The organism is Wolbachia endosymbiont of Atemnus politus (assembly GCF_013309895.1).
The window spans coordinates 1-17,539 of record NZ_JAAXCS010000015.1; the positions used below are offsets into that span (position 1 = coordinate 1).

At 35.8% G+C, this 17,539-nt stretch carries 14 protein-coding genes, 1 tRNA gene and 5 pseudogenes; 12 read left to right on the forward strand and 8 right to left on the reverse strand.

Translation table 11 applies throughout. The features are described from left to right. The 4 genes and pseudogenes from HET73_RS01815 to HET73_RS01830 all read left to right on the forward strand — a co-directional run. A partial coding sequence (locus HET73_RS01815) for an ATP-binding protein (RefSeq protein ID WP_218939294.1) occupies window positions 1-954 on the forward strand: 954 nt, incomplete at its 5' end. Between the two features lie 88 nt (window positions 955-1,042). After that, window positions 1,043-1,209: pseudogene (locus HET73_RS01820) on the forward strand (tRNA lysidine(34) synthetase TilS); the annotation flags it as partial. Between the two features lie 13 nt (window positions 1,210-1,222). Further along, the gene (gene ftsH / locus HET73_RS01825) at window positions 1,223-3,052 is read left to right on the forward strand and encodes an ATP-dependent zinc metalloprotease FtsH (RefSeq protein ID WP_174133171.1); all 1,830 of its coding nucleotides are present in this window, start codon (window positions 1,223-1,225) and stop codon (window positions 3,050-3,052) included. Window positions 3,053-3,163: 111 nt separating this feature from the next. Continuing rightward, complete coding sequence (locus HET73_RS01830; protein WP_174133935.1) at window positions 3,164-3,448, forward strand: hypothetical protein; 285 nt, start codon at window positions 3,164-3,166, stop codon at window positions 3,446-3,448. 5 nt (window positions 3,449-3,453) lie between these two features. Here the strand turns inward: HET73_RS01830 and HET73_RS09630 are convergent. The 5 genes and pseudogenes from HET73_RS09630 to eno all read right to left on the reverse strand — a co-directional run bounded on the left by HET73_RS09630 (window position 3,454) and on the right by eno (window position 7,310). Next, a pseudogene (locus HET73_RS09630) lies at window positions 3,454-3,877 on the reverse strand (IS630 family transposase). An 89-nt stretch (window positions 3,878-3,966) separates the two neighbouring features. After that, window positions 3,967-4,266, reverse strand: a complete 300-nt coding sequence (locus tag HET73_RS01845) for an IS630 transposase-related protein (RefSeq protein WP_174133938.1) — start codon at window positions 4,264-4,266, stop codon at window positions 3,967-3,969. Window positions 4,267-4,328: 62 nt separating this feature from the next. Next, window positions 4,329-4,795, reverse strand: a pseudogene (locus HET73_RS01850) (IS66 family transposase); the annotation flags it as partial. A 239-nt stretch (window positions 4,796-5,034) separates the two neighbouring features. Continuing rightward, on the reverse strand, window positions 5,035-6,057 hold the full coding sequence (cgtA, locus tag HET73_RS01855; protein ID WP_174133939.1) for an Obg family GTPase CgtA: 1,023 nt from the start codon (window positions 6,055-6,057) through the stop codon (window positions 5,035-5,037). Continuing rightward, a complete protein-coding gene (eno, locus tag HET73_RS01860; RefSeq protein ID WP_174133072.1) occupies window positions 6,045-7,310 on the reverse strand; it encodes a phosphopyruvate hydratase in 1,266 nt (421 codons plus the stop codon). The genes cgtA and eno overlap by 13 nt, the downstream gene beginning before the upstream one ends. A gap of 119 nt (window positions 7,311-7,429) precedes the next feature. On the opposite strand from eno, the pseudogene HET73_RS10070 reads away from it, so the two are divergent. Next, window positions 7,430-7,552: pseudogene (locus HET73_RS10070) on the forward strand (WPE palindromic element domain-containing protein); the annotation flags it as partial. A 118-nt stretch (window positions 7,553-7,670) separates the two neighbouring features. Here HET73_RS10070 and murC read toward each other — a convergent pair. Then, a complete protein-coding gene (gene murC / locus HET73_RS01870; protein ID WP_174133071.1) occupies window positions 7,671-9,185 on the reverse strand; it encodes a UDP-N-acetylmuramate--L-alanine ligase in 1,515 nt (504 codons plus the stop codon). A 26-nt stretch (window positions 9,186-9,211) separates the two neighbouring features. On the opposite strand from murC, the gene HET73_RS01875 reads away from it, so the two are divergent. The 3 genes from HET73_RS01875 to HET73_RS01885 all read left to right on the forward strand — a co-directional run bounded on the left by HET73_RS01875 (window position 9,212) and on the right by HET73_RS01885 (window position 11,767). Then, entirely contained in the window at window positions 9,212-9,886 is a 675-nt protein-coding gene (locus HET73_RS01875) for a septal ring lytic transglycosylase RlpA family protein (protein ID WP_174133070.1), read from the forward strand. Window positions 9,887-10,174: 288 nt separating this feature from the next. Continuing rightward, window positions 10,175-11,596, forward strand: coding sequence for an AAA family ATPase (locus HET73_RS01880; RefSeq protein ID WP_174133069.1), 1,422 nt, complete (start codon window positions 10,175-10,177; stop codon window positions 11,594-11,596). Between the two features lie 30 nt (window positions 11,597-11,626). Beyond that, on the forward strand, window positions 11,627-11,767 hold the full coding sequence (locus HET73_RS01885; protein ID WP_174133940.1) for a hypothetical protein: 141 nt from the start codon (window positions 11,627-11,629) through the stop codon (window positions 11,765-11,767). Between the two features lie 522 nt (window positions 11,768-12,289). Here the strand turns inward: HET73_RS01885 and HET73_RS01890 are convergent. Further along, window positions 12,290-12,377 (reverse strand) — tRNA-Ser (locus HET73_RS01890). 47 nt (window positions 12,378-12,424) lie between these two features. Continuing rightward, window positions 12,425-13,753, reverse strand: a complete 1,329-nt coding sequence (mnmE, locus tag HET73_RS01895) for a tRNA uridine-5-carboxymethylaminomethyl(34) synthesis GTPase MnmE (protein ID WP_174133313.1) — start codon at window positions 13,751-13,753, stop codon at window positions 12,425-12,427. A gap of 211 nt (window positions 13,754-13,964) precedes the next feature. Here mnmE and HET73_RS01900 point away from each other — a divergent pair, with 211 nt between their 5' ends. The 4 genes and pseudogenes from HET73_RS01900 to HET73_RS01915 all read left to right on the forward strand — a co-directional run bounded on the left by HET73_RS01900 (window position 13,965) and on the right by HET73_RS01915 (window position 17,508). Then, the gene (locus HET73_RS01900; RefSeq protein ID WP_174133314.1) at window positions 13,965-15,113 is read left to right on the forward strand and encodes a SurA N-terminal domain-containing protein; all 1,149 of its coding nucleotides are present in this window, start codon (window positions 13,965-13,967) and stop codon (window positions 15,111-15,113) included. 129 nt (window positions 15,114-15,242) lie between these two features. After that, window positions 15,243-15,320, forward strand: a pseudogene (locus HET73_RS09635) (hypothetical protein); the annotation flags it as partial. Between the two features lie 628 nt (window positions 15,321-15,948). Then, a complete protein-coding gene (locus HET73_RS01910; RefSeq protein WP_174133360.1) occupies window positions 15,949-17,142 on the forward strand; it encodes a pyridoxal phosphate-dependent aminotransferase in 1,194 nt (397 codons plus the stop codon). Between the two features lie 48 nt (window positions 17,143-17,190). Continuing rightward, window positions 17,191-17,508: a DMT family transporter gene (locus tag HET73_RS01915; RefSeq protein WP_174133356.1), complete on the forward strand. Its 318-nt coding sequence runs from the start codon at window positions 17,191-17,193 to the stop codon at window positions 17,506-17,508. The last annotated feature ends 31 nt before the right edge of the window (window positions 17,509-17,539 follow it).

Here is a 17,539-nt window from a genome sequence, read left to right on the forward strand (position 1 = left end):
TCAGTAGCAGGTACTGTAATTGTATTGGGATTGATAATAGGTTGTGTTGTTTATATGTTAAGAAAATCACCAGAAGCAACAGTAATTAAACAAGACAGGCGAGAAGCAAAGCTTGATGATCTTATAATAGCAGATGAAGTAAAAGAAAAGCTGCGAATGATTTGCAATAATATATCAGAAGAGAAGAAAGCAATGCTTGAAAAGATCGGCTTTGAGCTACCACGAGGTTATCTTTTCTATGGCCCACCAGGAAATGGCAAAACACTTGCTGTTCGTGCAATTGCAGGTGAGGCTGGCATTCCATTTTTCTCTATTTCTGGAGGTGACATCGTTAGTTCGTTTGTCAATATAGGTGCAGTTAACATACGTGAACTTTTTAGAAAAGCAAAAGAAAACTCTCCTTGTATAGTTTTTATAGATGAAATAGATGCTATCGGCACAAAGCGCTCTTCTTCTACTAGTGGTGGAGCCAAAGACCAAAACCTGACTTTGACTCAACTGTTAGTTGAAATGGACGGGTTCAACTCTAATAAAGGTGTAACAGTAATTGCTGCAACTAACCGTCGAGATATTTTAGACGAAGCACTGCTTAGACCTGGTCGTTTCTCTGAGCACATTTATATTCCTTTGCCAGACTTAAGCTCACGAGAGAGGATATTAGATCTTTACACAAAGAAGGTACCAATTGCATCAGATCTAAATCTTCAAAAAATTGCAGAAAAAACTGAAGATTGTTCAGGAGCTGTGCTATATAATTTAGTAAATGATGCAAAGTATAACGCCGTAAAGCGTACTCAGGGGCAAAAAATAGAAAAACTCATTGTTACCATGGATGATTTTACAAAAGCACTTAATAAGATCAAATCTCAGAAACTTGAGAATAAAGAAATGGATAATGTAAACACTAGTATAATAGAGCAGCTTGCTACGTATATTACAAAAGCAGTTTGCTGATGGGCACATGAATTTATAGCAGAATAGGAGGATTATTTAATTCTTTTCATAAAAAACACACCTAGCAGTGGTTACAACTAATACAGCTTATAACTGCTGCCCGAAGTTTTTTACTCCTTACCTGTTGTGCTAAAAGGTGAAAAGGTACTGGCTTATCCTCATATAAACTATGGAAAAAATATCAATAGTAATAAGGTTCAACTCATTATTAATAGCATAATAAAACAAAATTTGGTAAGCTTAGTGGATATCTAAATTAAAAGTAACAATGAAAAAATTTTTAGAAGGTTTACTGATTTGGTTAGTAATCGTTGTGCTTGTTGCGGTAGCTTGTATTCAGTTCAGCGGAAGTATGGGTAGGAGTAAAACAACCATACCTTTTTCAGAATTCTTAACCAAGCTGGATGATAATGATATAGAAAATGTTGTCATAAGAAACCAGAGCATTGAAGGCAAGTTTAGAGATGGATCAAGTTTTAACTCAAGTGGTATTATATATAGCGATTTAATAAAAAGTTTGCATGACAAAAAAGTGAAATTCTCCTTTTCAACTGGGGATTCTGCAATGAGTATCATTGGTGGGTTACTTATTCAATGGATCCCAACATTTATCTTTATCGGCTTATTGCTCTTCCTTTTAAAGCAAACACAAGCAGGGGGTAACAGAACCATAAGCTTTGGCAAATCAAAAGCTAGGCTTATGACCAGCGGAAAAAAAGTGACATTTGACGATGTTGCTGGAATTGATGAAGCAAAAGAAGAACTGGTAGAAATCGTTGATTTTCTTAAACAAAGGCAAAAGTTTCAAGTATTGGGTGGGAAAATACCAAAAGGGTGCCTCTTAATTGGCTCTCCTGGAACCGGTAAAACCCTACTCGCTCGTGCAATTGCAGGTGAAGCTAATGTGCCATTCTTTAGCATTTCTGGGTCTGATTTTGTCGAAATGTTTGTCGGCGTTGGTGCAAGCCGTGTTCGTGACATGTTTGATCAAGGCAAGAAAAATGCTCCTTGTATAATCTTTATAGACGAGATAGATGCAGTAGGTAGACATCGTGGCATTGGTCTTGGTGGTGGCAATGATGAGAGAGAACAAACACTAAATCAGTTATTAGTTGAAATGGATGGCTTTGAATCCAACGAAGGTGTAATAATAGTTGCTGCAACTAACCGTCCTGATGTTCTAGACCCAGCACTGCTTAGACCTGGTCGTTTTGACCGACAGATTACTATCTCTTTACCTGATATAAATGGGCGTGAAAGGATATTAAATACACATATAAAGAAAATATCGATAGCACCAGATGTAAACGTAAAGACAGTTGCAAGAGGAACGCCAGGTTTTTCAGGGGCTGATCTAGCAAATTTAGTGAATGAATCTGCACTTATTGCTGCAAGACGGAACAAGAAGATCGTTACTATGGATGACTTTGAATATGCTCGTGACAAAGTGATGATGGGCGTGGAAAGACGATCTCTAATTATGACAGAAGAGGAAAGAAGGCTCACTGCTTACCATGAAGCTGGTCATGCAATAGTTGCTGTTAATATGCCTGCCTCCGATCCGATACATAAAGCAACTATTATTCCAAGAGGTAGAGCTTTAGGTTTAGTCATGAGGTTGCCAGAAACAGACAGAGTATCCCATACAAGAGAAAAGATGATAGCAGATATAACTGTTGCCATGGGTGGAAGAGTGGCAGAAGAGCTTATTTTTGGCTATGATAAAATTACAAGCGGCGCATCTTCAGATATAAAACAGGCATCTGATTTATCACGTGCTATGGTAACGAAATGGGGAATGAGTGACAAAATAGGTCCAATATATCACAATCGTGAACAAAATGTTCATGGTTCTGATATAATTTCCGAAGACACTCTGAAGCTCATAGATGAAGAAGTAAAACAAGTTGTATCTTCATGCTATGAAAAAGCAAAGGATATCTTGACTAAACGCCGCAAAGACCTAGAGCTTATCGCTGAAAACTTGCTGGAGTTTGAGACTTTAACAGGAGATGAAATCAAAGATATACTAAATGGGAAGAAAATTGTTAGAAGTGAATCCGAAAATAAGGAAAAAGTAAGAAAATCTTCTCTCTGATTAGCTATAGAAGCTGTCACAAATTATATTAATTTTTTAATCAGATTCTTGACTTTTAGCAGAATTTATTACATTGTTAATAAATAATATGATCAAAATAAGGAGAATCATATGACTGATAATTTGAATTCAATAATTCTTGAAATACAAAATGGTAAAAAAAAGATTAAAGATTTAAAGTCTTTTTTTCGATCAGAAATGGCTAAAGGAGAACTTGTTGACAAAGAAGAGATAACCACTGATAAAAGCATGTTTGCAACTGCTTTACAACACAAAGATACAAAAGGAGAGGTGATACACGAAATTCTGCTTCATTTTGTGCAAAATCCTGATAAGCAACCTCTTATAGCTAACTCATGTAAGGTTTCCCTAATTTTTGAAAGACAAAATCAATAGCCGAATTAATATCCGGCCAAAAGCTTGGCAGCACTTTTCTTATTGCATGCAAACCAAAAATGCTCAATTGGATTCAAATCAGGCGAGTATGGGGGCAAAAACAAAATTTTACATCCAGCATTTTCTATTAATTCTTTCGTCCTTTCAGACTTATGAAAGCTCGCATTATCAAGAACGATAGTTTGTCCAGGTTTTAATATTGGAATAAGCACACTCTCAACATAAGCCTCAAATATCTCCCTGTTCCTCAATTATCCATGGTGCCTTAACTTTTCCTTCATTCAGCGCTCCTATTATGCTCACCCTTCTTCTTTTGAATCCTGGTTTATCTGCAAATAATCTTTTGCCTCTCGGAGCCCATCCATATGCATAAAATTCGTTATCTTCTATACCTGATTCATCTATAAATACTATATCTTCTTTTTTCATTTTTGCTATTTTTTCTATAAATTCCTTGCATTTTTCTTTATTCCGCTCCTGATAGAGAAAAGTTTTTTTTATATGTATAGTTTACTTTTTTAATACACTGTGTTTTTGCACATATTACCAAATTCTTCAATTATCTTTTCAACTGTAGTATCCTGATTTTCATCTAGAAATTTAATAAATCTATTTATGTCCTTAATCTTATGACTATGTCCCTTTTGGTAGCCTGAAGACGGTTTTATACTTCCTGTTTCTTCTCTTCTTTTCCTCCACCAGTACAACGTTTTTTCGTTAATGTTAAATGTTTCACAGATTTTTTTTATTGTCATTTCTCCCGCATCACACACCTTTAACACTTTTTCTCTCAGGTCTTCACTGTATGGTTTTGGCATTTTCCCTCTCTATTTGTTTTAATGTACTTTTACTACCATGAAAACTTAATTCAGGAAAGCTTTATTTGGTTAGCTATAGGACCAAAGGTATCAGGCTTCTGGTAATTTGCTACTCCTTCTTTTTCCGCATTTACGACAGCGCCCAGGTTCTAATTGATACTCAACTACGTAAGGCTTAATTTCTGGTAAATCAACTTTTTGATAGACATATGGTTTTTCTGATATTGCGATTTCTTCACCACACTCGCATCTATTTGGTAACTCTACCTTCACCACCTCATCTGCTTCCATTTTAGCTCGGCAATTTCCCTTATGTCCAACTTGACCACCTATCTTCCTGCCGCCCTCTGACTTATCTTCTGGTGTGTCTTTTTTTATTTTGTACAGCTCTTTTGAACTTGGTAAAGATGCATTCCTTGAGTTTAAGCCAAGTCTCTCTCTTAGTTCAGCATTCTCTATTTCTAAGATTTTATTTTTTTCTTCAAGCTTTCTGCTCTAAGTTTTTACATAACTCTACAATACTGATCAACAATTGAAGCATCTAGCCTTACATTACTATCAACATTTTGTGTTATTACTACTTTAATATATTATGTCAATTATTTTTTATCCTTGCCACACCTCTGAACAGATACAATCTTTTTGCATGGGGGAGATTCTATCCCTAAAATTCCGTATTCTTAACAAAAAACTGCTCAAGCTGAAGGAGGTAGGACCTATCCATTGGATTTAGTTTATACGCACCTGCGTGGCTATTGAATAGGAAATTTATGCCTTAAAAGGATCATATACATCAATTTCCTTAGGGTTGCTTTTTTTCAATTTTTCACTCAATAATCTTAGAATGGGCTGTAAATCATCATCGATTGATAAGCATAGCACTTCTTTATTAAGGTAATTGGCCAAGTGATTCTTCTTTTCAAGAATTTCTGTTTCCTCCAATAAGTCGCATTTGTTTAACACTACAATTTCCTCTTTTTTAACAAGATCACTATTGTAAAGCTCCAACTCATTGTGTGTGCAACCATAGGCTGAAATGACATCATCATGAGTTACATCGATTAAATGTAGTAAAATTTTGCACCTTTCTATGTGCTTTAAAAATTTGTGTCCAAGCCCAACTCCAAGGTGAGCATCAGTGATTATTCCAGGAATATCTGCTATCACAATTTCGCTGTCATCCACTTTTGCTACACCTAAATGTGGCCTTATCGTGGTGAATGGATAATCCCCTACTTTCGTATCTGCATTTGAACAACGAGTTAAAAATTTTGATTTACCTGCGTTTGGCATGCCGATAATGCCAACATCCGATAAAACTTTTAGCTTTAATATTATGTTTCTTTCTTCACCGGGATGACCATAGGTAAAATGTCTTGGTGCCCTATTGGTAGCAGATTTAAAATTGGTATTCCCAAGTCCACCTTTTCCACCTCGTACTACTTGAAATTCCATATCAGGTTTATCAAGATCTGCTATTATCTCCTCACTTTCTTCATCAATTATTTGTGTACCAACTGGAACTTTAAGTATGACATCTTTTCCCGCTGTACCAGACCTATCTCTACTCGCACCACTTTTTCCACTGTTTGCTTTAATGTGTCTTCTATAACGAAAGTTAAGTAAAGTATTGAGATTTGTATCGCTAACAAAAACTATGTCTCCCCCCTTCCCTCCATTACCACCGTTTGGACCACCAAATTCAACGAATTTTTCCCGACGAAAACTCGCGCAGCCATCACCACCATCACCTGCTTTTAAATATAATTTAACTTCGTCTATGAAGTCCATGCTAACCCACGATAGTATTTAGCATTTTCTCCTAATGAACTTTCTATTCTCATTAATTCGTTATACTTCGCAAGCCTATCAGAACGCGATAGCGAGCCAGTCTTTATTTGCCCACAATTTGATGCAACCGCTATGTGGGATATTGTTGTGTCCTCTGTTTCACCTGAGCGATGAGAAATCACAGTTTTATAGCCACCTGATTTTGCCATTTCAATAGCAGCCAAAGTTTCCGTAAGTGTTCCTATCTGGTTTGGCTTGATTAGTACAGCATTTGCCATTTTTTCCTCTATTCCTTTACGTATTAGGTCACAATTTGTAACAAACAAATCATCCCCAACCAATTGAATTTTATTTCCTAGCTTTGCAGTAAGTAACTTCCAACCTTCGTAATCGTCTTCACTCATTGCATCTTCTATAGAAATTATTGGATATTTTTCCACAAGGTTACAATAGTATTCAGCCAATTCTTCCGAAGTAAGCTCTCTATTTTCAAATTTGTAAATTCCATCTTCATAAAAAGTAGATGAAGCAACATCAAGACCCAGTGCAAAGTGATTTTGCATTGAGTAACCGGCAGATTCTACAGCATGCATGATCAAGTTAAGTGCTTCTTCAGTGCTCTCAATGTTTGGGGCAAAACCACCTTCGTCTCCTACATTTGTACTATAACCTTTTTTCTTAAGAATGCTGCGCAAATTATGAAACACCTCTGCAGATATCCTGACTGCTTCACTAAAAGTTTCAGCTCCAATAGGAAGAATCATAAATTCTTGAAAATCGAGTTTATTGTTCGCATGTACTCCACCATTAATTATGTTAATCATTGGAAACGGCATCTGTTCGCCTCCCAAATATCTATACAATGGCATTTTGAAACTGCTTGCTGCCGCTTTTACAGATGCGAGAGACACACCTAAAATTGCATTTGCTCCAAGCTTAGATTTGTTTCTTGTCCCATCTAATTCGATTAACGCTTTATCAATTGTACTTTGGTCTGCTGCATCCATGCCAATGATTTCATCCGCTATTGCTCCATTGACTGCTTGAACAGCCTTCAGCACTCCCTTACCACAGTACCTTTTTTCATCTTGATCTCTCAGTTCTAAGGCTTCTAGTTTACCAGTTGAAGCTCCAGAAGGCACAGACGCTCTACCTGTTGCTCCATCACAGAGTTCAATTTCCACCTCAACAGTAGGGTAACCCCTGCTATCTAAAATTTCTCTTGCAAATACATTGTTAATTATCTTTTTCATCGCATTAAATCTTTACTAGATTCACAATTGTGTGCACGGAACGTTCTGTCTCGGAAGGTGTCATCCAAGTAGCTAACTGTACGAACATTGCGATACAAGAGACCAAGAGAGATGTCATCCCAGTGCCCAGACACTGGGATCCAGAAAACTTAACTTTAAATGAGCATGCCAGGTGACTGTACAATGAAAACTGGATTCCAGTGTCAGCTACTTTCATGACACCGCCTGCTACGCAAATTACCCACATATCGCAACGCTTGTATAGTTGTGTACTGTGACACTGCGATCCAGTTTTACTATACAATTTTACCATGTAAATCTTCCCAATAATGATACTAATGCTTAAATTCATTTTACCGTTTAACTAAACATTTGTACTACAGTTTCTCTTGCTAACTTAGCTATATTACTACCAGCACCAATAAATAATACTACATCGCCTGAATTTGTCGAATCACTAATGAAATGTGAGATGAGTAAAGCATCATTCATAGTCTTTACATTATTAAACCCAGCACTGACTAGAGTTTTCTGTATATCATCAATTCTACAACCAGGAATAGGCTTATCTTCCGGGGGATGAACGGGAGTGAGAATTACATAGTCAAACATCATGAAAATTCGTATGAATTCATCAAAAAAATTACGAATACGAGCGAAACGCAGTGGCTCGATAATTCCTATTACTTTTCCTTTAGTAATCGAACGTGCAGCCGTTAAAGTTGCATATATTTCATTTGGATGATGGGCATAATCCTCAATTAATTTAACACTTTTAATATCAGCAATTAAAGAAAATCTTTTTGCTACTCCTTTAAACTCCAAAAGGCCTTTTCTAATGTCTTCATCGCTAATTCCTAGTTTTATTGCAACCGATATTGCAGCCATGGCGTTACTAACCTTATGCATTCCTATTGCGTTTGATAATACTATGTTTTTTATGACTCTGGTCGAGCACTGGGATGATAAAGGGGAGAGGTGGTAACTGGAAGACAACAGCTCTTTCTTTGTCATCCCAGTGCTTGACACTGGGATCCAGCTATTTTCGCCTACATTACAACTATCAATCAACACATCAAATTCTATGCTGTTATTGTGTTGTTTGATGTTGCTGGCTCTTATCTCAAGTCCAAACGTTATAGAATTACTCGCATCATGATTAATGCTTACAGAATCAGGCAGAATTGCAAAGTTTGCTCTGTTTATAAATTGAGAAAATGCATTTTTGATATCGTCAAACGTACCGTAATGATCTATGTGATCGTTGTTGATACTCGTTATGACAGCAATATTCGCAGGGATTTTTAACATAGTTCCATCAGACTCATCAGCCTCAGCCAAAAAAATGTCACTCTTGCCAAGTTTTGAATTACTCTGGTATGAATTTAGTATCCCTCCCACAATTACAGTTGCATCAATACTGGAATGATCAAAAATGGAAGCAATCATAGCCGTCGTTGTCGTCTTTCCACTTGAACCTGAAACCGCTATCACATATTTATCTTTCATAATTTCAGCAAGTATGTCTGACCTATGCAAAATGGTTATATTGTTATCCCTTGCTGCAACTAGCTCCACATTATCAGGTTTTATTGCAGAAGAATATACGACCACTTGGGCTTGCCTGATGTTATTGGCATTGTGACCAATATAGACCTCTACACCTAGCTTTTGTAACCTATCTAAATTGTTGTTTGATTGCGCATCACTACCTTGAACTTTATAATTGGAATTGTGAAGAATTTCAGCAATTGCACTCATTCCAATTCCGCCTATACCAATTATGTGTATTGTTTCTTTTTGAATACTGTTCATATTTAGCAGTAAAAGTTTACTTATTACTAAATCTATTATAGTATAATTTAAAATCCTCATGATATCGAGCCCTTTCACTAAATATAATGATAAAAAATCTAGCCTTTCTATGCCTAATATTTGTTTTGTTAAGTAGTTGCGGTCTTCGCAGCAGGTGTAATGATACTGCAGGTCACTATAAAATTGGCAATAGCTACACAATCAATGGTATAACTTATTATCCCAAACACTGTAACCATTACGAGGAAATAGGAATAGCATCGTGGTATGGAATAGAAGACCACGACACAATTACAGCAAACGGTGAAGTGTTTAACCGTCACTTAATTTCTGCAGCGCATAAGACTTTACCTCTACCTTGCTTTGTTCTTGTCACTAACTTAGAAACCGGAAAAAAACTTGTGATAAGAGTTAACGATAGAGGACCGTTTGTTGAAGGTAGAATAATAGACTTATCAGAAAAGGCAGCAAAAGTTTTAGGACTTCATAAATCCGGACTTGCAAGAGTGAAAGTTCGGTATTTAAGGAAAATGTCAGAACGATTAATACAAAAAACTCCTCATTATAGAAAGCAGTATGAAAAAGAAATGCAAAAACGTCACCCAAAACAAAACGGTGCAGAAAGCAAGGGATATGTTGCATTTTTTGTAAACGCTCAGGCTGCTAAATCAGCTGCCTCGAAGCTTCGCAATCAAGGAATAAAAAATGTTAGATTGCTTTTTAAGAACAATCAATATTGCGTGAAAGTGAGTCATAAGTAGTGGTGAGTGCAGAATTTGAAAGATTTGGTTAATGTATGCCTAACTATTGTAAGTTAAAAATGTGATATAAAAAAGATATCAATAGTTTAGTATTATATAGAGACAAAGATCATAATTTATTCATTTGCGTCTCCAATTTTATCACACATAATGGAGACAAAGATCGCAATTTATTCATTTACGTCTCCAATTTTATCACACATAATGGAGACAAAGATCGCAATTTATTCATTTACGTCTCCAATTTTATCACACATAATGGAGACAAAGATTTATATTTCACATTTTATGTCTCCATCATTTATCGGTAGGCAAACTGAGTTGAAGCAACTACTGGAGCTTAAAGAAAAAAATACCGCATCCTTCGTAGTGGTCAAAGGAAGGCGTCGTGTAGGAAAAAGTCGTTTAATTCAAGAGTTTGGTAAGCATTTTGAGCGGTATTATTCATTTATGGGTTTGCCACCAGAAAAGCATACTACTACATCTCACCAGCTTAATGAATTTTCTAGACAAGTTGCTAGACAATTTAACACATCTTTTGCTAGGTATGATGACTGGAGTGATTTACTATGGGCGGTTGGTGAACGTCTACTATCTGGCAAAATATTATTGCTCTTTGATGAAATTTCTTGGATGGGCTCAAAAGATCCAACTTTTTTAGGAAAAATAAAGAATTTTTGGGATACACAGTTGAAAAATAATAACAAGCTAATTTTTGCTGTGTGTGGATCCGCATCATCTTGGATCGAAAAAAATATACTCAGTAGTACTGGTTTTATAGGAAGAATATCGTTGACTCTAACACTCGGAGAATTATCACTTTCTGATTGCAATAGATTTTGGCCAAAAAATATTTCAGCATATGAAAAATTTAAGGTACTTGCAGTAACTGGCGGAATTCCAAAGTATTTAGAAGAGGTGAATTTTAAACACAGTGCTGAAGAAAATATCAAAAAGCTTTGTTTTACAAAAGGAGGCTTTTTAGTTGAGGAATTTGATCAAATATTCTCAGATTTATTCATGCGAAAAACAGCTTTTTATAAGCAAATAGTCAGAGCTCTTTCTACTGGAGCTAAGGAACAGGAAGAAATTTGTGCTGCTTTAGATATTGCAAGACATGGACGCATTTCCGAGTATCTACATGAGCTTGAGCTTGCCGGTTTTATTGCAAAGGATCACACTTGGAATATACAAACGGGTACTGATTCACGACTCAGGAGATACAGGCTTCAAGATAATTATTTAAGATTTTATCTAAAATATATTGAAAAAAATCTAGGAAAAATTAATCGCGACACCTACTCTATGGGATTACTTACATCTCTACCGGAGTGGCATACAATTATCGGACTTCAATTTGAAAATTTGGTGCTTAGCAATAGAAAGAGCATACATAATTTCTTGGGAGTTGATGGAATAGTAAGCGAAAATCCATTTTTTCAGAGAAAGGCAGGTGCTGGTTGTCAAATTGATTATATGATTCAAACCAAGTTTAATACTCTCTACATTTGCGAAATCAAATTTTCAAAAAATAAAATTGGTCATTCAATAATACAAGAAGTACAAAAGAAAATGGATACACTCAAGCGTCCGAAAGGCTTTTCATGTCGTCCAGTCCTTATTCACGTTAATGGTGTAAGTGATGACGTTATAGACAGCAATTACTTTTCAAACATAATTGACTTTGGAGAACTATTAAATTGTAAGTAACGTTTTTTGCTCTACTTTTTTAACTTTGTGTTGTTTAACATTGGAACAAGATTCCAGCGTCACGCGCAGAACTGTACGAACATTGCAATTTCTGGATCCCAGTGCCCAGACACTGGGATCCAGGAAAAAAGGAAATCCAGCGTCACATGCTGGTCTCTTGAATCGCCTTAGCTACAAACATTAAGAAATTTACCAAACGAAGAAAAAGGCAAAAGAATCCCCGTGATGCGAGTTTTGACCCTATAATACTGTAACTTGGCGCTGTAATAATGTGCTGACGCTTAGTTTAAGCGCGATTTTGGCTGCATGTGAAAAAATTTAAAAGACATGTAGCCCCAATAATTTATATAATCCGCCAATAAATACCTTAAGTTTTTTACTAAATTTTTGTCATTGAATCCGCGCGGATCAAAAACAAGTTTTGAGTCAGAAATACCCTGAATGATATGATAATAAGATTGGCGGGGTTTGTCAAGGGGTTTTTCGTTTGTGCTAAAGTTTGTTATGCAAGAAGTCCAATCTATACAGGTCAGCAGACATGCAAAAGTTAAAATTGTGCTAATAGATGAAATAGGTCAGATATTCTGTGAAGATCTTTAAGTTATTGCAACGAAACTTGGTACATATGCCTAAATAGGGCGAAAATAGACTAACAACGCTGGTTTTGTGTTACATCAAGATTACTACAGAGAACGGACGGAATGGGATTCGAACCCATGGTACGCTCATCACGTACGTCAGTTTTCAAGACTGGTGCCTTAAACCGCTCGGCCATCCGTCCGCTTCTTTTTTATCACAACATTTGATTCCAAGCAATCTATAAAAACTTCACTTGCCAACACAAAAGTTGCTAAATATATTACCCAATATTTCCTCAACATTAATAATCCCAGTTATTGCACCAAGTTCAAACGCAGTAAGCCTCAAGTCTTCAGATATTAACTCAATTGGATTGTCTATATTAAACCGTCGTAAGTGTTCTATAGCTTTCTGCATACAATTTCTATGTCTTTGCCGAGTAATTACAGGAGTGTCTTTATCATAGCCAAACTTTTTCTCTACTTTTTCTTTAATTAGGGAGATTAATTTGTCTGTACCTGTACCCTTTAAAATAGAAATAGGTAAAAAATCTATGCCGTTAACTTTTATACTGTAATCATTAACAACATCATCAGCTTTGCTTAGAACATAAATGGTGTCACTACTTATAACGTTGCATTTGATGTTATAACGCTGTTTAAAAGGAAACAGTTCTATTTTTAAATCAGCTTCACAAGATCTCTTTCGTGCTCGACTTATACCTTCTGATTCTATTGGATCTGAACTTTCACGAATTCCAGCAGTATCAGAAAGGATGATTGGGTATCCACCAATGTCAATATGGGCTTCAAGTACGTCCCTTGTTGTGCCTGCATACTCAGAAACAATAGCAATATTGCGTTTAGCCAAGAAATTAAATAGCGTTGATTTACCAACATTTGGTTCACCAGTTATTACAACGTGTAAACCCTCACGCAACCTTTCACCACGCCTATCATCATTCAGGTGCTCTTGTATTGACTGCACAAGAGCTCCCACTTCACTATTAATTTTTTCCAGTTCGTTTCTTTCTGTTGTAACATCCTCTGGAAAGTCTATATATGCCTCAATTTTAGACTGCATCGTTATTAACCCCTGTCTCCAATTGCTGTATAGTCTCTCCAACTCCCCTGACATCTGCTTAATCGCTTGCCTAGCTTGCATTTTTGTCTCGGCATCAATCAAGTCTGCAATCCCTTCTATCTGCGTTAAGTCAAACTTGCCATTTAGAAAAGCTCTAAGCGAGAATTCCCCAGGCTTAGCCATAACAAAGATTTTTGATAATTCCTCTAAGATAATCTTTATAACTGCTTTGCTCCCATGCACCTGTAACTCTATAACGTCCTCACCAGTGAAACTATTCGGAGCAGGAAAATAAATGATTATTCCATTGTCAATCAATTGACCTGAATCATCATATAGATCAACTAAAGTAGCAAACCTTGGTTTAATGTCTTTCCTAATATGAAAATGATTTAAAGCTTTAAGTGCACAGTTACCTGAAATCCTGACTACTGCAACTCCTGACTTACCGAATATGGTTGATAAAGCGAAAATAGTTTCATCTGTATTTGTCATATATAAACTAGTTTATTTTTTAGCAATGTTACACTTAAGAAACCAAAATATCTAATTTGAAGATACTAAAAATTTTCATTTATCTTATTGATTTTTATTGCTATAATGGTATTATATTAATAAATCAAAGATATCTGTCCTATAAAAAATCTTTGAAGATTGCTAGTATCAGTTCAATATTTATTATAGAATTGATTATTAACTATTGTTTATGCGTCAAATACTAATTTTATTGTTGGTAATATTGCCAATTAGGTTGCTTGCAGTCGAGATTGAAATTATTGCAGATGTGAATGGTGAGCCAATTTCAAATTTAGATATTGAAAAACGCATTAACCTGATAAATTCATTGTTTGGCACCCAAAGTGGAAAGGAACTAAAGCTTCAAATCCTTAGACAGCTAACAGATGAAATTATCATTATCAATGAGGCGCAAAGGTTAAATATAAAATTGAGTGATGAAGAGTTAAATAACGCTATCATATTATTTTTAACTCAAAGTTTTAAAATCAAGAATGATGAAGTTGATCAATATATAAAAAAACATAATATAGACCTTGATATTTTAAAGAAACAGATAAAATGTCAGCTGTTGTGGGGTAAAATTATTGAAACAAGAGTCGTGCCATTTATCAACATAAGCGACAAGGAAGTAAACGATACACAAGAGCAAGTAGAAAAGCCAGATTATCTTATTACGTTCCAAGAGTTCATAGTTCCCAGTGAAAAAGACAAAGACGTTTATAGTACATCTGAAGATTTAGTGGAAAAATTACGTAATAGTAATAACGGTTTTATTCCAGAGCCGCCAATAAGGATGCGTAAAGCAACAGTTAATTTAAGTCAACTAAAAGGCAGCCTCAAGAGTGTTCTAGAAGAATCAGAAACTGGTGATGTAGCAGGTCCAATCAGTCTTAACGAAGGGTACTCTATCATAAAAGTAATAGATAAAGTGCAACTTGATCACACACTACTGGAAAGCACTTTAAAATTAAAACAGATCGTGGTTAAGGACTCAGAAAGTTTATTAAACAATCTAAAGGAGCAAAAAGTCAATTGTTTAAATTTTGATGAATTGGCAGACAATCTTAAGCTGCCAATTGCAAAAGAATTTGAAATAAAAATGCGGGATTTAAATCCTGGTTTACAGGCTTTGTTTAGTAAAACAGGTGTAAACGAAATAGTAGAATTCAGAGAAAACAGCACCGCAAGATTAATGATGTTGTGCAATATCAGAGGCGATTCAGTAGGTACAGAAGCAATTAAACAGCAAATATATCAACAAAAAATTATGACACAAAGCAACTTGCTACTGGATGATATGCGTAAAAATGCAGCTATTAGTTATCGATATAGTTGAGTTTACTAGTTTCCGGACAAACTCTGAATGTACATTTCCAGAGTATGGTGCTGACCCTAATACACGAGTATATGGTCTTGCTCCATTAGATGTAGCCGCACATGATAAGTTCTATGAAGTTGCAGATTACTTTTAAAATATAGAGCTGACCCTAATGCACAAGATGCGTTTGGTTCTACTACATTGCATAGGGCATACAAACATTAGACTTCTTGCATAACAAACTTCTGTTAGACAAAAAAAGAAACTCCTTGACAAATCCCGCCAGCCTTATTATTATGCTACTAAGGGTATTTCTGACTCAAAACTTGTTTTTGACCTGCAGGATCAACGACAAAAATTTAGTAAAAAACTTAAGGTATTTATTGGCGGATTATATAAATTATTGGGGCTACATGTCTTTTAAATTTTTTCACATGCAGCCAAAATCGCGCTTAAACTAAGCGTCAGCACATTATTACAGCGCCAAGTTACAGTATTATAGGGTCAAAACTCGCATCACGGGGTTCTCTTGCCTTTTTTTCTGTTTAGTAAATTTCTTAACGTTTATAATTTAGACCAATTGCAGCTCAAAAGCAACTGAGTCGAGGTTATTAGACGTTTAGAATAAAAAAACGCCATGTTTGAAAGTTAAATGTAAATAACTAGCCACTCACGGGGCTTCTTTTGCCTTTTTTTGATTTGGTAAATTTCTTAAAGTAATTTAAAGGTGCACGGCATTACAAAAAGCACCAAAATAATAGCCTTTTTTAGGTTATGTAAGAAGTCCAATAATAAAATTTCTGGCTTTTTTGCTGCACAAAGTTTATCATTTGGATTTGGCCTCAGTAAGATTATGTTAGACCTTGCAAAAAGAATGTCCCTAATAAAACCATCACCTACAATCGCTGTAACTGATAAGGCAAATAGGTTGAAAAGTGAGGGAAAAAAAATCTGTGTTTTAGCTGCAGGAGAACCAGACTTCGATACCTCAGACCACGTGAAGGAGGCAGCTATTCAAGCAATAAATGAAGGTAAAACTAAGTATACTGCTGTTGATGGAACGCATGAGCTTAAAGAGGCAATAATCAACAAGTTAAAAGGGGACAACAATCTCAAGTATACACCTAGCCAAATCTGTGTTGGAGCTGGTGCTAAGCAGGTATTATTCAATTTGTTTATGGCAACAATTAACCCTGGAGATGAGGCTATAATTCCGGCTCCTTATTGGGTTTCGTATGTTGATATGATAAATCTTTTTGGTGGCCTGCCAGTTGTGGTAGAATGCAAACAAAGCTTTAAGCTAACACCGGAATTATTGAAAAGCAAAATAACAGAGAAGACTAAGTGGCTAATCCTTAACTCACCAAGCAATCCAGCGGGAGTTGTTTACACATATGATGAGTTGAAAGGTATAGCGCAAATATTGCTTGAGCATCCACATGTAAATGTTGTTACGGATGACATTTACGAGCACATAATATACGATGAAAAGTTTTTTACCATTGCTCAAGTTGAACCAAGGCTTTATGACAGAACTTTTGTGGTCAATGGAGTGTCAAAAGCCTATGCGATGACGGGCTGGAGAATAGGTTATATTGCAGGTAGAGGTGATGTGATAAAAGCTATCTCCACACTGCAGTCTCAGAGCACATCTAATCCAAATTCGATAGCACAGGTAGCAGCAGTTGAGGCGCTAAGCGGTGATCATAGTTTTTTGAAAGAAAGAACAAGGATTTTTAAAGATCGTAGAGACTTTGTAGTGGAGAAGATAAATTCTGCTCCAGGATTATCAGTATCCACTCCGCAAGGTGCATTTTATTTATTTGTTTCATGTGAAGGTCTATTGGGTAAGAGTACAAAAAGTGGTAAAGTAATAAGTAATGATCTTGACTTCGCTGAATATTTGTTAGAGGATCATTTAGTTGCTGTAATTCCAGGAATCGCGTTTGGTTTGAAAAACTTTATCAGAATTTCTTATGCAACCTCTCAAGAACAATTAGAAGTTGGGTGCAATAGTATTATTGAAGCATGTAGGACGTTAGGTTAACTTTTTTATGTATAATGTCTTCATGTATTAGTGGAAAGGAACTGATTTATGGCCTGGTTGTATTTACTGTTAGCTGGTTTGTTTGAAATAATATGGACCACAGCACTAAAATATAGCAATGGCTTTACTCGTGTTATACCTGTAGTAGTTATTTTTATTAGCGGTTCTGTGAGTCTTTACTTGCTATCGTTAGCAATGAAGTCTATTCCTCTTGGCACATCTTATGCAGTTTGGACTGGCATAGGTTCTATAGGTGCAGCGGTAATAGGAATAATGTTTTTTAATGACCCAGTAAATTTTGGACGCTTACTTTCTCTTGCTTTGGTAATACTGGGCATTGTGGGCTTGAAAGTGTTTACCAAATAAATAATTGTAGTATATCAAAGGTATTGTATCT

Bases quoted from the DNA above. Each gene is read 5' to 3' on its own strand.
- ftsH (WP_174133171.1), top strand. From the start codon at position 1,223: ATGAAAAAATTTTTAGAAGGTTTACTGATTTGGTTAGTAATCGTTGTG.
- HET73_RS01830 (WP_174133935.1), top strand. From the start codon at position 3,164: ATGACTGATAATTTGAATTCAATAATTCTTGAAATACAAAATGGTAAA.
- HET73_RS01845 (WP_174133938.1), bottom strand. From the start codon at position 4,266: ATGCCAAAACCATACAGTGAAGACCTGAGAGAAAAAGTGTTAAAGGTG.
- cgtA (WP_174133939.1), bottom strand. From the start codon at position 6,057: ATGGACTTCATAGACGAAGTTAAATTATATTTAAAAGCAGGTGATGGT.
- eno (WP_174133072.1), bottom strand. From the start codon at position 7,310: ATGAAAAAGATAATTAACAATGTATTTGCAAGAGAAATTTTAGATAGC.
- murC (WP_174133071.1), bottom strand. From the start codon at position 9,185: ATGAGGATTTTAAATTATACTATAATAGATTTAGTAATAAGTAAACTT.
- HET73_RS01875 (WP_174133070.1), top strand. From the start codon at position 9,212: ATGATAAAAAATCTAGCCTTTCTATGCCTAATATTTGTTTTGTTAAGT.
- HET73_RS01880 (WP_174133069.1), top strand. From the start codon at position 10,175: ATGTCTCCATCATTTATCGGTAGGCAAACTGAGTTGAAGCAACTACTG.
- mnmE (WP_174133313.1), bottom strand. From the start codon at position 13,753: ATGACAAATACAGATGAAACTATTTTCGCTTTATCAACCATATTCGGT.
- HET73_RS01900 (WP_174133314.1), top strand. From the start codon at position 13,965: ATGCGTCAAATACTAATTTTATTGTTGGTAATATTGCCAATTAGGTTG.
- HET73_RS01910 (WP_174133360.1), top strand. From the start codon at position 15,949: ATGTTAGACCTTGCAAAAAGAATGTCCCTAATAAAACCATCACCTACA.
- HET73_RS01915 (WP_174133356.1), top strand. From the start codon at position 17,191: ATGGCCTGGTTGTATTTACTGTTAGCTGGTTTGTTTGAAATAATATGG.